This window comes from Hymenobacter translucens, from assembly GCF_020685205.1.
Classification (GTDB): Bacteria; Bacteroidota; Bacteroidia; order Cytophagales; family Hymenobacteraceae; genus Hymenobacter; species Hymenobacter translucens.
Genome location: NZ_JAJERB010000007.1, coordinates 205,077 through 219,496 on the forward strand (window position 1 = coordinate 205,077; position 14,420 = coordinate 219,496).

The following is a 14,420-nucleotide window of genomic DNA, read 5'->3' on the forward strand; positions in this document are numbered from 1 at the left end:
GCTCCAGCGGCCGAAAACGAAACTACCCCGACCAAAGGTCGGGGTAGTTTACTGTCAACAACAGGCAATCAGCCGGTTAGATGATGTGCTTCTTGTTTTTCACCATGTCGAAGAGCAGCTCGCGGGCGCGGTGCAGCTGGGCTTTCACAGTGCCCAGGGGCGCCTTCAGCTCAGTGGCAATTTCCTCGTAGCTCAACTCATCGAAGTAGCGCAGCGTGACGAGACGCTGATATTTATCCGGCAGCCGCGACACGACGTGCTGCATGATTTCGATCTTCTGGTTTTTGATGGCCGACTCCTGCGGGTTCAGGTTCTGGTCGCGGAAGTCGATGGTGATTTCGTCGCCGTTATCAATCTTGATAGCCGAGTCGATGGACATCGTCTTGATCTTATTCTTGCGAATAAAGTCGATGCAGTTGTTTGTAGCGATGCGGAATAACCAGGTGCTGAAGGCGTACTCAGGATTGAACTTGTGCAGGTTGCGGAAAGCCTTGGCAAACGCTTCGATGGTTAGATCTTCAGCGTCGTCGGGGTTGCGCACCATTTTCAGGACCACATGGTACACCGGCTTCTTGTAAATCTGCATCAGCTCGGCATAGGCTTTTTCGTCGCCCTGCTCAACAGCCGCCCGGATCAGCTTAAAGTCATGCTTGGCTTTGGCCGAGAACTGTTTCTGTATTTCCTGATTGTTTACTTCCATCGGAGGGTGCGGTAGAGGAACAATGAAATTCCCAAAGCTAGATAATGAAAAAAATAAACAGCGTCGAGCACGGGTACCAGCGCCACCGGCAGCTGGTCGTCGAGCCGACGCCCAAGGGGTGTAGTAGCAGCACAAACGACTGCCGTGCGCACTCCCCACAGGGCGGCCAAAGGTATCCAATCGGGGCGGGAAAACAGCAGCGGGATGGACACTAAATAGAACAGCAGATTTGCGCCCATAAAGGTTCCCACCCGCAGCTGATCGGCCCGGCGGTAGCTACGCCCCGCCGAGAGGTGCCGCCGCTTCTGCCGCCACCACCCGCCCCAGCTCGACGCTGGCTCGCTGATCGTGTGGGCCGCGGGCCGGTCCTCCACGGCCACCCGCCGGCCCAGCTGCACGGCGTCCTGCACAAACAGGTCGTCGTCGCCGCTGAGGCTGCGGATGTGCGAAGCAAAGCCTTTGGTAGCGCGGAAGCAGGCCTGCGTGTAAGCCAGGTTGCGGCCCACTCCCATGTACGGCTGCCCCCGCCACGCCAGCGACAGATACTGTGCGCCGGTGAGCAGGGTTTCATACCGGATGAGTTTATTTAAGAAACCCGGTTCGGCCGCATACGCCGAGTAGCCCACGACGAGGTCGGCGGGCTGATTGAAGCCCCGCTGCATGTACCTGATCCAATGATTGGTAGCCGGAATGCAGTCGGCATCGGTGAACAGCAGGCGGGCGTGCCGCGCCACCCGGATGCCCAGGGTGAGGGCATATTTTTTCGGAGCCAGCCCGTCCGGCGTGCTCGTCACCGTCACGAGCCGGACGCGGTCGGGGTAGTATTGGGTGAGCTGCTGGGCGTAAAGCTGGGTGTCGTCGAACGAGCGGTCGTCGATCAGGATGATCTCGAAGCCCGGCGCGTAGTCCTGCTTGAGCAGCAGGGGCATGAGGCGCCGCAGGTTTTCCAGCTCGTTGCGGGCGCACACCAGTACCGACACGGGCTCGCGGTCCGCATCGGGCAGCTCGTCGGCCGGCGTAGGGCGCAGGGCAAAGGGAAGAAAATAGTACGCCGCGTAGCCAAGCTGCACCAGCAGAAGCGCCAGCAGCAGCCAGATAGCGGGAGAAAAATGAAAAGGCAAAGCGGGGAAGGTGAATCAGCGGGCAAAAGTAGGCATTCGGAATGGGGGAAGTACCTTTGTGGGAGGAGCTGCTGCGCAGGAGACCAGGAGCCCGGAGTTAGAATAAATACTAATGACTAGCTCCCCTTTACTTTCTTTTTCCTCCTAGCTCCTGCGCAGCGGCTCCTAACTCCCAGCTCCTCTCCCAACAATGACTTTCGACTTAATAGCCCAGGACCCGAACTCCAAGGCCCGCGCCGGCGTGGTGCATACGGCCCACGGCGCGATTCAGACGCCCATCTTTATGCCCGTGGGCACGGCCGGCACCGTCAAGGCCGTGCAGCAGCGCGACCTGAAGGATGACGTGCAGGCCCAGATTATCCTCGGCAACACCTACCACCTCTACCTGCGCCCGGGCCTCGACGTGCTGCGCGCCGCCGGGGGCCTACACAAGTTCAATGGCTGGGACCGGCCCATCCTGACCGACAGCGGGGGCTACCAGGTGTACTCGCTCAGCAACACGCGCAAGATCAAGGAAGACGGCGTGAAGTTCCGCTCCCACATCGACGGCAGCACCCACCTGTTCAGCCCCGAGGGCGTGATGGACATTCAGCGGACCATCGGGGCCGACATTATGATGGCCTTCGACGAGTGCACGCCCTGGCCCTGCGACTACGACTACGCCAAACGCTCGATGCAGATGACCCACCGGTGGCTGACGCGCTGCATCAACCGCTTCGACAGCACCGAGGGGCACTACGGCTACGAGCAGACGCTTTTTCCGATTGTGCAGGGCAGCACCTACAAGGACCTGCGGGTGGAGTCGGCCGAGTTTATTGCCAACCAGCAGCGCCCGGGCAACGCCATCGGGGGGCTGAGCGTGGGCGAGCCGGCCGAGCAGATGTACGAGATGACCGAGCTGGTGTGCGACATCCTGCCCCAGGACAAGCCCCGCTACCTGATGGGCGTGGGCACGCCGGCCAACATTCTGGAAAGCATTGCGCTGGGCGTAGACATGCTCGACTGCGTGATGCCCACCCGCAACGCCCGCAACGGCATGCTGTTCACCACCCAGGGCGTGCTGAATGTCACGAACAAGAAGTTTGAACTGGACTTCGAGCCGATTGATGCCGAGCTGGGCGGGTACGTAAGTACGTTTTACTCCCGCGCCTACGTTCGGCACCTGTTTCAGAGCAAGGAAATGCTTGGCCCCCAGATTGCCTCAATTCACAACCTTACCTTCTACCTCTGGCTCGTCAAGCAGGCCCGGGAACAGATTCTGGCCGGTACCTTCCGGGAGTGGAAAGACAAGATGGTAAAGCAGGTCTCCACCCGTTTATAAGCTGTTAGCTGATAGCTGTTGGCTATTAGCTTGATTCAAGAACATGGCTGACAGCTGACAGCTGATGGCTAATAGCTAACCAATGAAGCTGATCGACAAGTACATCATTCAGAAATTCCTCACGGCCTTCGTGTTCACGGTGGTGGTGCTGGTCACGGTTATCTGCGTGATTGACTTCACGGAGAAAAACGACGACTTCATCCAGCACAACCTCTCGGCCGGGAAAATTATTCTGGAGTATTACGTCAACCTGTTTCCGTATTTCGCCAACCTGCTTTCCCCCATCACCGTGTTCATTGCGGTGGTGTTCGTGACGGCCCGGCTGGCGGCCCGCACCGAGATTGTGGCTATTCTGGCCAGCGGGGTCAGCTTTAAGCGCCTGCTCCTGCCCTACGTGATGGGCGCCGTTATCATTGCCGTCGTCAGCTTCGGGCTGATCGGCTGGGTTATTCCGAAAGCCAACAAGGTTCGGGTGGCATTTGAAAAAGCCTACATCAAGCTCCCCTACCGCTTCGACGGGCGCAACGTCCACATCAAGGTGGGCCCGAAGAGCTACGTGTACATGGAGAGCTACGACAACACCAACAATATCGGCTACCGGTTTGCGCTGGAAACCATCGACAGCACCAACCTTAAGCGGCGCCTCACCTCGGAGGTCATCACCTGGGACTCGACCAAACGTGCCTGGCGCCTGGCGCCCCAGCTGGTGCGCACCTTTAACGGCCAGAAGGAAACCCTCCGGGTTCTGCCCGCCCGCGACACCACCCTGAACCTCTATCCCAAGGACTTTGCCAGCACCTACCGCCTGTCCGAAACGCTGACCTTGCCCGAGCTGAGCCGCTTTATCCAGCAGAAGCTCGACCGGGGCGCCGACGACACCCAGGTGTACGAAAGCGAAAAGCACGAGCGGTACGCCTACCCGTTCGCCATCGTAATTCTCACCGTCATCGGGGTTATTATGAGCGCGCGCAAGTCGCGGGCCGGCGTGGGCGGGCAGATTGCCCTGGGCTTCGTGCTGGCTTTCGTGTTTATCATCTTCGTGATTATGAGCCGCAACTTTGCCCAGGTCGGCGAGATGTCGCCCATGGTGGCGGCTTGGGTTCCCAATATTGTCTTTACCGGCATCGGACTGGTTCTTTACCGCTTTATTCCCCGCTAGGAGGGCCCGGGCTAGGCAGGGCGGAAAACCGCTGTGACGCCCCGCTTCAGCCCGTCCCTTCATCATTCCCTGCTCCTTGCTGAAAGACTACCTGCGTCTGCACTTTATCGTTTTGCTCTGGGGCTTCACGGCCATTCTGGGCAAGCTCATTTCGGTGCCGCCGGTGGAGCTGGTATTCTGGCGCACCCTGCTGGCCACGGCCGGGCTGGCGGTGCTGCTGACGGCCCGGCGGCAGGTCTGGCGCATTCCGACGGCGGATGCGTTGCGGCTGTTGGGCATCGGGGCGCTGGTGGCCGCGCACTGGATAACCTTTTTCCTGGCGGCCCGGCTTTCCTCCGTAAGCGTGTGCCTGGCCGGCATGGCTACGCTGGCCCTGTGGACGTCCCTGCTGGAGCCGCTGGTGCTGTGGCGCCGGGTGCGGGCCTACGAAGTGCTGCTGGGTTTGCTGACGATGGTAGGGCTTTACCTGGTGTCGCAGGCGGAGTTCGATCAGCTGGCCGGCCTGGGCGTGGCCATTCTGTCGGCCGGGATTTCGGCGCTGTTTAGCGTGTTCAACTCCCAGCTGGTCAAGAAGCACCCGCCCCTGCGCCTCACGTTTTACGAGATGCTGGGCGCCTGCCTGTCCATCGTGCTTTTCTTTCCCGTCTATTCCCGCTACTTCACCGAGGGAAAAGGTCTGCAACTAAGCCTGGAGCCGGCCGACTGGGTGTGGCTGCTGCTGCTGGCCGGCGTATGTACCGTATATGCCTTCTCCACGTCGGTGGAGCTGATGAAGCGGCTGTCGGCCTTTGTCATTAACCTCACCATCAACCTGGAGCCAGTGTACGGCATTCTGCTGGCCGTGGTGCTGTACTGGTTTAAGGTGCCCGGCTTCCGCCAGGAAAACATGTCGACCGGCTTTTACCTGGGTACACTCGTCATTTTGTTCAGCGTCCTGATTCACCCCGTCATCGACCAGTGGTACCAGCGCCGCCGCAAGCCGGCACCGGTTGACGCGGTGATATAACGCCGGCGTGTACTCTGAAGCGGCACTCTAAACCGGACGTTGAAAAGCCCAGGCACCAACACAGGCTATAGCTTCCCGCTCCAGACCACGTATTCGGCCGGCAGCTCCAGCGTGGGCGGCTGGTCGAGGCCCGGGAACAGGCCGTACACCGCCGAGCCGGAGCCCGACAGGCTGGCGTAAGCGGCGCCGGCGGCGTAGAGCTGCTCTTTAAGCTGGCCCAGCACCGGATAATAGGGCGTCAGGGCGTCTTCGAAGTCGTTGCTGACGGTTTCGCGCCAGTTTTCCAGGGGCTGCCGCAGGCTTTCGCGCAGGTCGTGCCGCGGGGGCCGGGGACGAATGCGGCTGTAGGCCTCCGGCGTGCTGATGTGCAGGCGGGGGTACACCACCAGGCAGGCAGTGCCGGACAGGTTTACTTCGACGGGCGCAAAGACGTCGCCTTTGCCATAGGCAAACACCGGCTGGTTGCGCACAAAGAACGCGCAGTCGCTGCCCAGGCACCGGGCGTAGCTTTCAAGCCGGTCGGCAGCTAAACCCAGGCTGAACAGGTCGTTGACGGCTTTGAGGGTAAAGGCCGCGTCGCCGGAGCCCCCGCCCAGCCCGGCCCCGATCGGCACCACCTTGTGCAGGTGCAGTTGCACGGGGGGCAGGTTGAAATCCGCTTTCAGCAGCTCGTAGGCGCGCAGGCAGAGGTTGGTGGCCGGCTCGCCGGGAATAGGAATACCGGTCAGGGCCAGGCTGGTCGTCTCGGCGGGCAGCACTTCCAGGGCATCGCACCACGGCAACGGCAAGAACACCGATTCCAGCGTGTGGAAGCCGTCCGGCTGCCGGCTGGTAACGTACAGGCCCAGATTAAGCTTGGCGTTGGGAAAAACAAGCATAGCAGATAAGTAAGCCTGGCTTCGCGAAAATGTTTAAGCTGAAGCCGATGCTGCAAGCTAAAGCTTACCCGACAGAAAAAGGATAATTTTGGCTTTTTCAGGCTGTTTCACGCCCTCTCCTTCTGCATGGCTCATCCGTTTTCTTCCTGGTACTGCCGCCGGGGCAAGCGCCTGCTCGATGTAGTGATGGCCGCCCCGCTGGTGCTGTTGAGTCTGCCGTTGCTTTTGCCCGCTGCGTTGGCTTTGGCCGTTCAGAACGGCGGCACGGTGCTGTTCCGCCAGCTCCGGCCGGGCCTTCACGGCCGGCTGTTCCGGCTTTACAAGCTGCAGACCATGACCGACGCCCGCGACGCGCACGGGGCTTTACTGCCCGATGCGGAACGCCTGCCCGCGCTGGGGCGCTGGCTGCGGGCCACGTCCATCGACGAGCTGCCCCAGCTCTGGAACGTGCTGCGCGGGGACCTGAGCTTAGTGGGCCCCCGTCCGCTGCTGCCCCAGTACCTGCCCCTGTATTCGCCGGTTCAGGCCCGCCGCCACCTCGTCCGACCCGGCATAACCGGCTGGGCGCAGGTGAACGGCCGCAATGCCATTTCCTGGGAGCAGAAGTTTGAATTCGACGTCTGGTACGTCGATAACGTGTCGTTCGGCCTGGATTTACGTATCCTGGTGCGCACGGCGGGCCGGGTGCTGGGAGCCCGGGGCATCAGCGCCCCCGGCCAGGCAACCACCGAGGCCTTCCGTGGCTCCGCTCCCCACCCTCCTACCGACCCTGTTGCATGACCCAGCTTTTCTTTTCCGAGTACGCCGACTCCGCTGAAACGCCGCACCGTCGGCTGGCCATTTTCGGGGCCGGCGGTCTGGGCCGGGAAGTGCTGGCGCTGATCCGCCACCTCAACGAAGCCGGCGCCACCTGGGAGGTCGTGGGCTTCTATGACGATAAAGCCCCGGCTACGCCTACCATCCACGATCTGCCCTACCTGGGCACCGCCGCCGACCTGAACGCCATCACCCAGCCCTTGTTTGTGGCCGTGGCCGTGGGCAGCAGCCAGCACCGCGCGGCCGTAGTAGAGCGCCTTACGTCGCCCCAGCTGCGCTTTCCGGTGCTGATTCACCCCCGCGTCGCGCACCGCCCGTTTCAGCACCTCTCCATCGGCCCCGGCACCATTATCACCGAAAGCTGCATTCTGACCACCGACGTCCGGCTGGGCCGGCACGTGTTGCTCAACCTGGGCTGCACGGTTGGCCACGATGCTGTACTGGAGGATTTCTGCTCCCTGATGCCCCACGCTAACGTGGGTGGGGAAGCCCACCTGGAGCGGGGCGTGTACCTGGGCACCAATGCCACGGTCATCAACCGGGTGCGTATAGGCGAGGGCACCATCCTCGGCGCCGGTGCCGTGGCTGTGCGCGACCTGCCCGCTGGCTGCACCGCCGTGGGCGTCCCGGCTAGAACAATTAAGAATTAAGAATCAGAAATTGGCCCCGCCATTGTTTGCCCTGGCTGTTACGGACAGCTTTATCCATCCTCGCTCCAACACCTTCGATACCATGATTCACCGGCATCAATTCTTAATTACTAATTGCTAATTCTTAATTAAAAACGAATGCGTAGTCAGGACCACGACCGGCTCTTTCTTTCCCCACCCCACCTGGGCCGGCACGAACTGAATTACGTGCACAAGGCCATTGAAGACAACTGGGTGGCTCCGGCCGGCCCCAACCTGGCCGGGTTTGAGAAAGATCTGTGCGAGTACACCGGTGTAAGTCACTGCGTGGCGCTGTCGTCGGGCACGGCCGCTATTCACCTGGGGCTTTTGCTGCTGGGCGTTGGTGCCGGCGACGAGGTGCTGTGCCCGTCCTTCACGTTTGTAGCCACGGCCAACCCGATTACCTACCTGGGCGCCCGACCGGTGTTTGTCGACAGCGAGGCGCAGACCTGGAACATGTGCCCCGACCGGCTGCGCGAAGCCATTACCGACCGGATAGCCCGGGGCTGCACGCCCAAAGCCCTGCTGCTGGTGCATCTCTACGGCATGCCGGCCCGGCTGCCCGAGCTGCTGCGCATTGCCGCCGAATACCGGATTCCGGTGCTGGAGGACGCCGCCGAGGCACTGGGTGCCCGCTTTGAGGGCCGGCTGCTGGGCACTTTCGGCGACGTAGGAGTTTTCTCGTTCAACGGCAACAAGATCATCACCACCAGCGGGGGCGGCGCCTTGGTTTCCAATCAGCCGGAGCTGGTGGAAAAAGCCCGCTTTCTGGCCACGCAGGCCAAGGACCCGGCGCCCTACTACCAGCACTCCGAAACCGGCTACAACTACCGGCTCAGCAACATCCTGGCCGGCATCGGGCGGGGGCAGATGGAGCTGATTGAGGACCGCGTGAAAAAGCGCCGGGAAATCTACGCCTGGTACTGCACGCACCTGAACGAGCTGCCCGGCCTGTGCTTTGGCCCTTCGGAGCCCACCGGGGGCAAGTCGAACCGGTGGCTGAGCACGGTGCTGCTCGACCCGGCCCAGACCAGCGGCACGCCCGAGCAGCTGCGCCTCCACCTGGAAACCCGCAACATCGAAAGCCGCCCGCTCTGGAAGCCCCTGCATCTGCAGCCTTTGTTTGCCGAAGCTCCCATGTACGGCGGCGCGGTCTGCGAAAGGCTGTTCGACCAGGGCCTCTGCCTACCCTCCGGCTCCGCCATGACCGATGCCGACCTGCGCCGGGTGGCGGGGGCCGTGCGGGAAGCCCTGGGATAAAGCGTTATTCGGGCAGGCGCACGACGTCCACTACCACCTGATCCGCGCCTTTTTTGCGCGCGTCGGTGGGGCTGTCGAAGGCCAGCAGTACGCGGTTGTCGTCGAAGAGGGTCATGCCCTCGGCTTTGTCCTTGCCGGCGGTGGGGCCGTGCCCGTGCGGTACGTCGAACAGGCGCTTCATCCGCTTTTTCGAAACCAGGGTATCGGTAGTCTGCTTGGTAGCATTGGGCCAGCAGTACACGGCAATGGTGCCGTCAAGGTCCATCGTGGGGCCGGCCAGCAGCAGCATGTCGTGCCCCCGCTGCCGCAACTCCCGCAATCCCATGCCGCCCAGGTCGAGGAAGTGTTTGCGGTAGTAGGTTTCAGCGGCCCCTGACACTTTTTCCATGCGCAGGCGGCCGGGCTTGTCTTCCACCAGGTGCAGCTCCAGCACCAGGGCCCAGCCCCGCAGCACCGGGCCGCGCAGTCCCACGAACACCTGCCCGGCATCGGTCACCGACAGGCCCTCAATGTCCAGCCCGTTGTCTTTGCCGGGAATCTTGGCAAACACCTTCAAGTGCGGGTCGTGGGCGAGGCGGTCGAGTAGCTCGTTGGTTTCGCCGTTGCCGTGCAGCTGGGCGGCCCGCAGTGTCTCACCCGACTTGGTAGGGTGCGGGGCCGTTTTGTGCAGCTCGTAGTTGCCGGATTCGGCGTTCAGCAGCAGCGGAATCCGGGCCAGCAGGTAGCGGTTGGGGTCGGCTTTTATCTTTGCCAGCTTCTGAATCTGCTTGGCCGTATCCTCATCGTCCTCCTTGGGCTCCTTGCGCTTGAGGCTGTGGGAGCCCACAATCCACAGGTAGTGGCCGGCGGAGGCCATTCCCTCAATGTCGATTTCGCAGTCGGCATCACCGGGCAAATCCAGCAGATCCGTCAGCTTGTACGAGCAATGCTCCCCGAACTCGTGGGGGCCGGTGCGGCGCAGCCGCTCGATGGTGGTTCGCTCGTCGCAGCTCACCCACAGGTTGTCGCCGGTGATGGAAACAGTGGACAGCCCGTCGCGAACGTGCTTGTCGTCGGCGTTGAGGCTGAGCTTGGGATTGAAGTGCAGGGTGTAGGGCTGGCGGCGCATGGCGGATAAGCAAGGGAACGTAGCCCCGAAACGGTCCGGCCGCCGGGAAGTTGACCCGACCAGCTATTTTCCGGCTTTTCTACGCCAGCGCCTGCCCCAGATCGGCCAGCAGCTCTTCCACCGGCTCAATGCCCACGCTTAGCCGCACCAGCCCGACGGTGATGCCCAGGGCCTGCTGCTGCTCGGCCGGCAGGGAGCGGTGCGAAGTGCCCAGCGGATACGACAGCGACGAGTCGACGCCAGCCAGGGACGGCGCGAAAGGAAACCGCTTGCTGCGGCGCATCAGGGAGTTTACGGCGTCTGCCTCATCGGCCAGCAGAAACGACATCATGCCCCCAAACAACCCTCCCCCCTGTCCGGCAGCCAGCTCCCGCTGGGGGTGGGAGGCGAGGCCCGGATAGTTGACTTGCCGCACCCGGGGGTGCTGTTCCAGAAACTCTGCAATGGCCAGGGCGTTGGCGCTGTGCTCCCGCATCCGCAGCCGCAGGGTTTTCAGTCCGCGCACGGCCAGCCAGCTTTCCATCGGACTCAGCGTAAAGCCATAGAACACCCCGATCTGCCGGAGCCGCGCGGCTACCTCGGCATCGGCGGCCACCACCACCCCGGCCGTCACGTCGCTGTGGCCGGAAATATACTTCGTAACGCTGTGCAGGGTAACGTCGGCACCCAGAGCCAGGGGCCGGGTCAGGATGGGCGAGGCAAAGGTGTTGTCGACGACCAGCTTCAGGCCGTGGCCGTGGCATTCGGCGGCGAGGCGGCGCAGGTCGGCTACCCGCAGCAGGGGGTTGCTGATGGTTTCGGCCAGCAGCAGGCGCGTCGTGGGCTGCACGAAAGAGGCCAGGTCGTAGAGCTGCTCGAACGGCACGTAGCTGACGCTGATGCCCAGCCGGCTTAGCTCGGCGTTCAGCAAAGACGAAGAGCCCCCGTAGATGTCGGCGGCGCAGAGCACGTGGTCCCCGGCCTGGCAGTATGCCAGAATCGCGGCAGCAATGGCGGCCATGCCCGAGCCGGTAGCTACGGCGCCGGCGCCGCCTTCCAACTTGTTTACCGCTTCGGCCAGCTCGTCGGAGTTGGGGTTGCCGTTGCGGGAGTACAGGTAGCGGCTGCCGGGCTCCCCGAAGTACTGCTCCAGCTCGTTGAGGTCGTCGAACTTGAAAACGGAAGACTGGTAAATCGGGGTGATTTTGGGACGGATATGCATGCAGGTGGGTACGGTGGACCAGCGCCGGAGGTGGGTTCCGGCAGCCGGGTCTTTTGATGCCGCAAGCTAAATCATCCGGGCTACATTCCTCGGCCCGGGTCCTACTTCAGCTTCCTGAGCTGCTGGCTTAAATCCGCCACGGCCTCTTTCGAATCCGGCAGCTTCCGCAGCCGGGCGAGGTACTGCTCTGCTTCCGGCTTGCGCTTTAGGTCAATGGCCAGCTTCACCAGGTTGGCTACCGTCGAAAGATCATCTGGATGAAGCGCATCGGCCTTTTGCAGATACGCGTAGGCCCGCTCCCGCTGCCCTTTGAAGCTGTAGTACACGCCCAGGTTGAAATGACCCAGGGAGCTGGCCGGGTAATACTGCTCAATCAGCTCGGCCAGCTGCCGGGCCGTTTCCAGGGGCGCGTCGCCATCCTGCTGTAGGTAAAAGGTGGCGTACTGCTCCAGCGTGGCGGGCACAAACTCGGCTTCGGGCGCGGGCAGGTCCTTATGAAACCATTGCCAGGGCTGCCCCGAACGAGCATGGTCGGCCAGAGCTTCTTTAAGAACGGCAACTTCGCTGGCCGGGTCCCGCCCTTCTTCGTAGGATTTGGCCAGTCCGTACCGCATGTCCAGCCGGTTGGGCGCCAGCTTGATTCCTTCGCGCAGCACCGCCTGGGCCTGCCCGAGCAGCTTGGGGTCGTAGGCCGATCCAATTCCCCCGACCACCCGGCCCTGTTTGTCTTCAGCCACCATTTTCAGCGGCCCCGTCGCATTTCCACCCATGCGGATTTCAATGTGCTCCGCTCGGCTGAGCAGGTAGTTAAACCGGGCCACGTACACATCCGGGCTCTGAGGCTCTTGCTGCTGCCACTGGGCCAGCATCGTCCGCATGGCAGTAGTATCGTTGGCTTTCAGATACTTTTGAAATTCGACGGGTCGGTTCTGGGCGTGTCCGGCCCCGGTCAGCAGCAACGCGGCACCAAGCGGAATAAGAAGTTTATACATGATGATAAAATATAGAATTGATAGAAATAAGAAAACACGTTTAAAAATAGCCGTCTATGCATCAAATCCTAATTGATTGAAATGCGAAAGCCCCGTGACCAGCAAAGGTCACGGGGCTTTACAAAATTAAGAGAGGAAGCAGCTTACGCTACGACGCCTTCGGCCAGCACAATCACGTTGTTGCGAAGCACCTCGACCACGCCGCCGTTGATGCGGAAAGCCTCGCGGCCGGCGGCACTGGTCACCACTACCTCGCCCGGCTGCAGGGCGCTGATGAGGGGAGCGTGGTTGTTGAGCACTTCAAACAGCCCGTCGGTACCAGGAAACTGCGCCGCTACAACCTCGCCCGCAAATACTTTCCGGTCCGGCGTGATGATTTCTAAATGCATCTTTCTGGAGCTACAAGCTTCAAGCTACACGCTTCAAGCTTTTGTTCGGTTAAAGAAAATTAAACAAGGCTTGCAGCCTGAAGCTGGAAGCTTGCGGCTTACTTGGCTTCGGCAATCAGACGCTCCCCTTTGGCTACCGCGTCCTCGATGCTGCCCACCAGGTTGAAGGCCGCCTCGGGCAGACGGTCGTGCTTGCCGTCGATGATTTCGTTGAAGCCGCGGATGGTTTCCTTGATGTCAACGAGAACCCCTTTCAGGCCGGTGAACTGCTCAGCCACGTGGAAGGGCTGGGACAGGAAACGCTGTACCCGACGGGCACGCGAAACGACCAGCTTGTCTTCCTCGGAGAGTTCGTCCATACCCAGGATGGCGATGATGTCCTGCAGTTCCTTGTAGCGCTGCAGAATTTCCTTCACGCGCTGGGCGGTGTTGTAGTGCTCGTCACCGATCAGGTCAGCCGACAGGATGCGGGAAGTCGAGTCGAGCGGGTCCACGGCGGGGTAGATACCCAGCTCCGAGATTTTACGCGACAGTACCGTGGTAGCATCCAGGTGAGCAAACGTCGTCGACGGAGCCGGGTCAGTCAAGTCATCGGCAGGCACATATACGGCCTGTACCGAGGTGATAGAACCGCGCTTGGTCGAGGTGATGCGCTCCTGCATGGCACCCATTTCGGTGGCCAGCGTGGGCTGGTAACCTACGGCCGAAGGCATCCGGCCCAGCAGAGCCGATACTTCGGAGCCGGCCTGGGTGAAGCGGAAGATGTTGTCGATAAAGAACAGGATGTCGCGGCCGGCACCGGTGCCGTCACCGTCGCGGAAGTTCTCGGCCACCGTCAGACCCGACAGGGCAACGCGGGCACGGGCTCCGGGCGGCTCGTTCATCTGGCCGAACACCAGGGTAGCCTGCGACTTCAGCAGCTCGTTCTGGTCAACCTTGGTCAGGTCCCAGCCACCGGCTTCCATCGAGTGCTTGAACTCGTCGCCGTACTTGATGATGTCCGACTCAATGAATTCGCGCAGCAGGTCATTGCCTTCGCGGGTACGCTCACCCACGCCGGCAAACACCGACAGACCCGCGTAGGCCTTGGCGATATTGTTTACCAACTCCATGATGAGTACGGTCTTGCCTACGCCAGCACCACCAAACAAACCAATCTTACCACCCTTTACATAGGGAGCGAGCAGGTCAATTACTTTGATACCCGTGTAGAGAATCTCCGACGAGGTAGCGAGGTCTTCGAACGGGGGAGCCTGGCGGTGAATCGGCAGCGGTCCGTCGCTCTTGGGCTGGGGAATGCCGTCGATGGCCTGGCCAATCACGTTGAACAGGCGGCCTTTGATGCCTTCGCCGGTGGGCATGGCGATGGGCGAGCCCAGGTCACGAACTACTGCGCCGCGGGTCAGGCCCTCGGTCGAGTCCATGGCGATGGTGCGCACCCGGTCTTCACCAAGGTGTTGCTGACACTCCAGGATCACGACCTGGCCGTTGTCTTTGGTTACTTCCAGCGCGTCGAGAATGTTGGGGAGGCGCGTGTCCTCTCCCGCGAAACTTACGTCCACGACGGGACCGATTACCTGGGTGATTTTGCCGTTATTCGCCATTGCGGGATTTTATAGGGATGAGTGCAAGGTTTTCAGGCCGCAAAACTACGGCTTAATCCGCGCTTTGCCAAAGACCGGGTTCGGGAAAGTTTGCCGACCGGATCCAACCTGATTCTCAGCTCCTCAGCTCATCGAAGCCCGATTTGCACTGGTGGCCCGGAAAAAAATTTCACCCGGAAATTTGCGCCGGATTC

The 14,420-nt window shown here is 61.5% G+C and carries 14 protein-coding genes; 6 read left to right on the top strand and 8 right to left on the bottom strand.

Annotated features, from left to right (window positions below):
- Positions 1–76 precede the first annotated feature (76 nt).
- The gene (locus tag LJY25_RS16125; protein ID WP_227609389.1) at positions 77–700 is read right to left on the bottom strand and encodes an RNA polymerase sigma factor; all 624 of its coding nucleotides are present in this window, start codon (positions 698–700) and stop codon (positions 77–79) included.
- Positions 691–1,821 carry a glycosyltransferase gene (locus LJY25_RS16130; protein WP_227609390.1) on the bottom strand — a complete coding sequence of 377 codons (1,131 nt, stop codon included), beginning with the start codon at positions 1,819–1,821 and terminating at the stop codon, positions 691–693. Before LJY25_RS16130 ends, LJY25_RS16125 begins: the two co-directional genes overlap by 10 nt.
- A gap of 190 nt (positions 1,822–2,011) precedes the next feature.
- Here LJY25_RS16130 and tgt point away from each other — a divergent pair, with 190 nt between their 5' ends.
- The 3 genes from tgt (at position 2,012) to LJY25_RS16145 (ending at position 5,307) form a co-directional block, all read left to right on the top strand.
- Positions 2,012–3,142, top strand: a complete 1,131-nt coding sequence (gene tgt, locus LJY25_RS16135; RefSeq protein WP_227609391.1) for a tRNA guanosine(34) transglycosylase Tgt — start codon at positions 2,012–2,014, stop codon at positions 3,140–3,142.
- 82 nt (positions 3,143–3,224) lie between these two features.
- Positions 3,225–4,301, top strand: a complete 1,077-nt coding sequence (locus LJY25_RS16140) for an LptF/LptG family permease (protein WP_227609392.1) — start codon at positions 3,225–3,227, stop codon at positions 4,299–4,301.
- Positions 4,302–4,377: 76 nt separating this feature from the next.
- Complete coding sequence (locus LJY25_RS16145) at positions 4,378–5,307, top strand: DMT family transporter (protein ID WP_317206607.1); 930 nt, start codon at positions 4,378–4,380, stop codon at positions 5,305–5,307.
- Positions 5,308–5,372: 65 nt separating this feature from the next.
- Here the strand turns inward: LJY25_RS16145 and ispE are convergent, their stop codons facing one another.
- The gene (gene ispE, locus LJY25_RS16150) at positions 5,373–6,185 is read right to left on the bottom strand and encodes a 4-(cytidine 5'-diphospho)-2-C-methyl-D-erythritol kinase (RefSeq protein WP_227609393.1); all 813 of its coding nucleotides are present in this window, start codon (positions 6,183–6,185) and stop codon (positions 5,373–5,375) included.
- 126 nt (positions 6,186–6,311) lie between these two features.
- Here ispE and LJY25_RS16155 point away from each other — a divergent pair, with 126 nt between their 5' ends.
- From LJY25_RS16155 to LJY25_RS16165, 3 genes are all read left to right on the top strand, one after another.
- Positions 6,312–6,965: a sugar transferase gene (locus LJY25_RS16155; protein WP_227609394.1), complete on the top strand. Its 654-nt coding sequence runs from the start codon at positions 6,312–6,314 to the stop codon at positions 6,963–6,965.
- Positions 6,962–7,651, top strand: coding sequence for an acetyltransferase (locus tag LJY25_RS16160; RefSeq protein ID WP_227609395.1), 690 nt, complete (start codon positions 6,962–6,964; stop codon positions 7,649–7,651). Before LJY25_RS16155 ends, LJY25_RS16160 begins: the two co-directional genes overlap by 4 nt.
- Positions 7,652–7,789: 138 nt before the next feature.
- Positions 7,790–8,932 (top strand): DegT/DnrJ/EryC1/StrS family aminotransferase, encoded by a 1,143-nt coding sequence (locus LJY25_RS16165; protein ID WP_227609396.1) that lies wholly within the window; start codon positions 7,790–7,792, stop codon positions 8,930–8,932.
- A 4-nt stretch (positions 8,933–8,936) separates the two neighbouring features.
- Here the strand turns inward: LJY25_RS16165 and LJY25_RS16170 are convergent, their stop codons facing one another.
- The 5 genes from LJY25_RS16170 to atpD all read right to left on the bottom strand — a co-directional run bounded on the left by LJY25_RS16170 (position 8,937) and on the right by atpD (position 14,226).
- Positions 8,937–10,040, bottom strand: a complete 1,104-nt coding sequence (locus LJY25_RS16170; protein WP_227609397.1) for a DUF3616 domain-containing protein — start codon at positions 10,038–10,040, stop codon at positions 8,937–8,939.
- A 79-nt stretch (positions 10,041–10,119) separates the two neighbouring features.
- Positions 10,120–11,241, bottom strand: coding sequence for a trans-sulfuration enzyme family protein (locus LJY25_RS16175; RefSeq protein ID WP_227609398.1), 1,122 nt, complete (start codon positions 11,239–11,241; stop codon positions 10,120–10,122).
- Positions 11,242–11,342: 101 nt separating this feature from the next.
- Entirely contained in the window at positions 11,343–12,233 is an 891-nt protein-coding gene (locus LJY25_RS16180; protein WP_227609399.1) for a tetratricopeptide repeat protein, read from the bottom strand.
- Between the two features lie 143 nt (positions 12,234–12,376).
- Positions 12,377–12,622 (bottom strand): ATP synthase F1 subunit epsilon, encoded by a 246-nt coding sequence (gene atpC, locus LJY25_RS16185; RefSeq protein WP_227609400.1) that lies wholly within the window; start codon positions 12,620–12,622, stop codon positions 12,377–12,379.
- 98 nt (positions 12,623–12,720) lie between these two features.
- On the bottom strand, positions 12,721–14,226 hold the full coding sequence (atpD, locus tag LJY25_RS16190; protein WP_227609401.1) for a F0F1 ATP synthase subunit beta: 1,506 nt from the start codon (positions 14,224–14,226) through the stop codon (positions 12,721–12,723).
- Positions 14,227–14,420 lie beyond the last annotated feature (194 nt).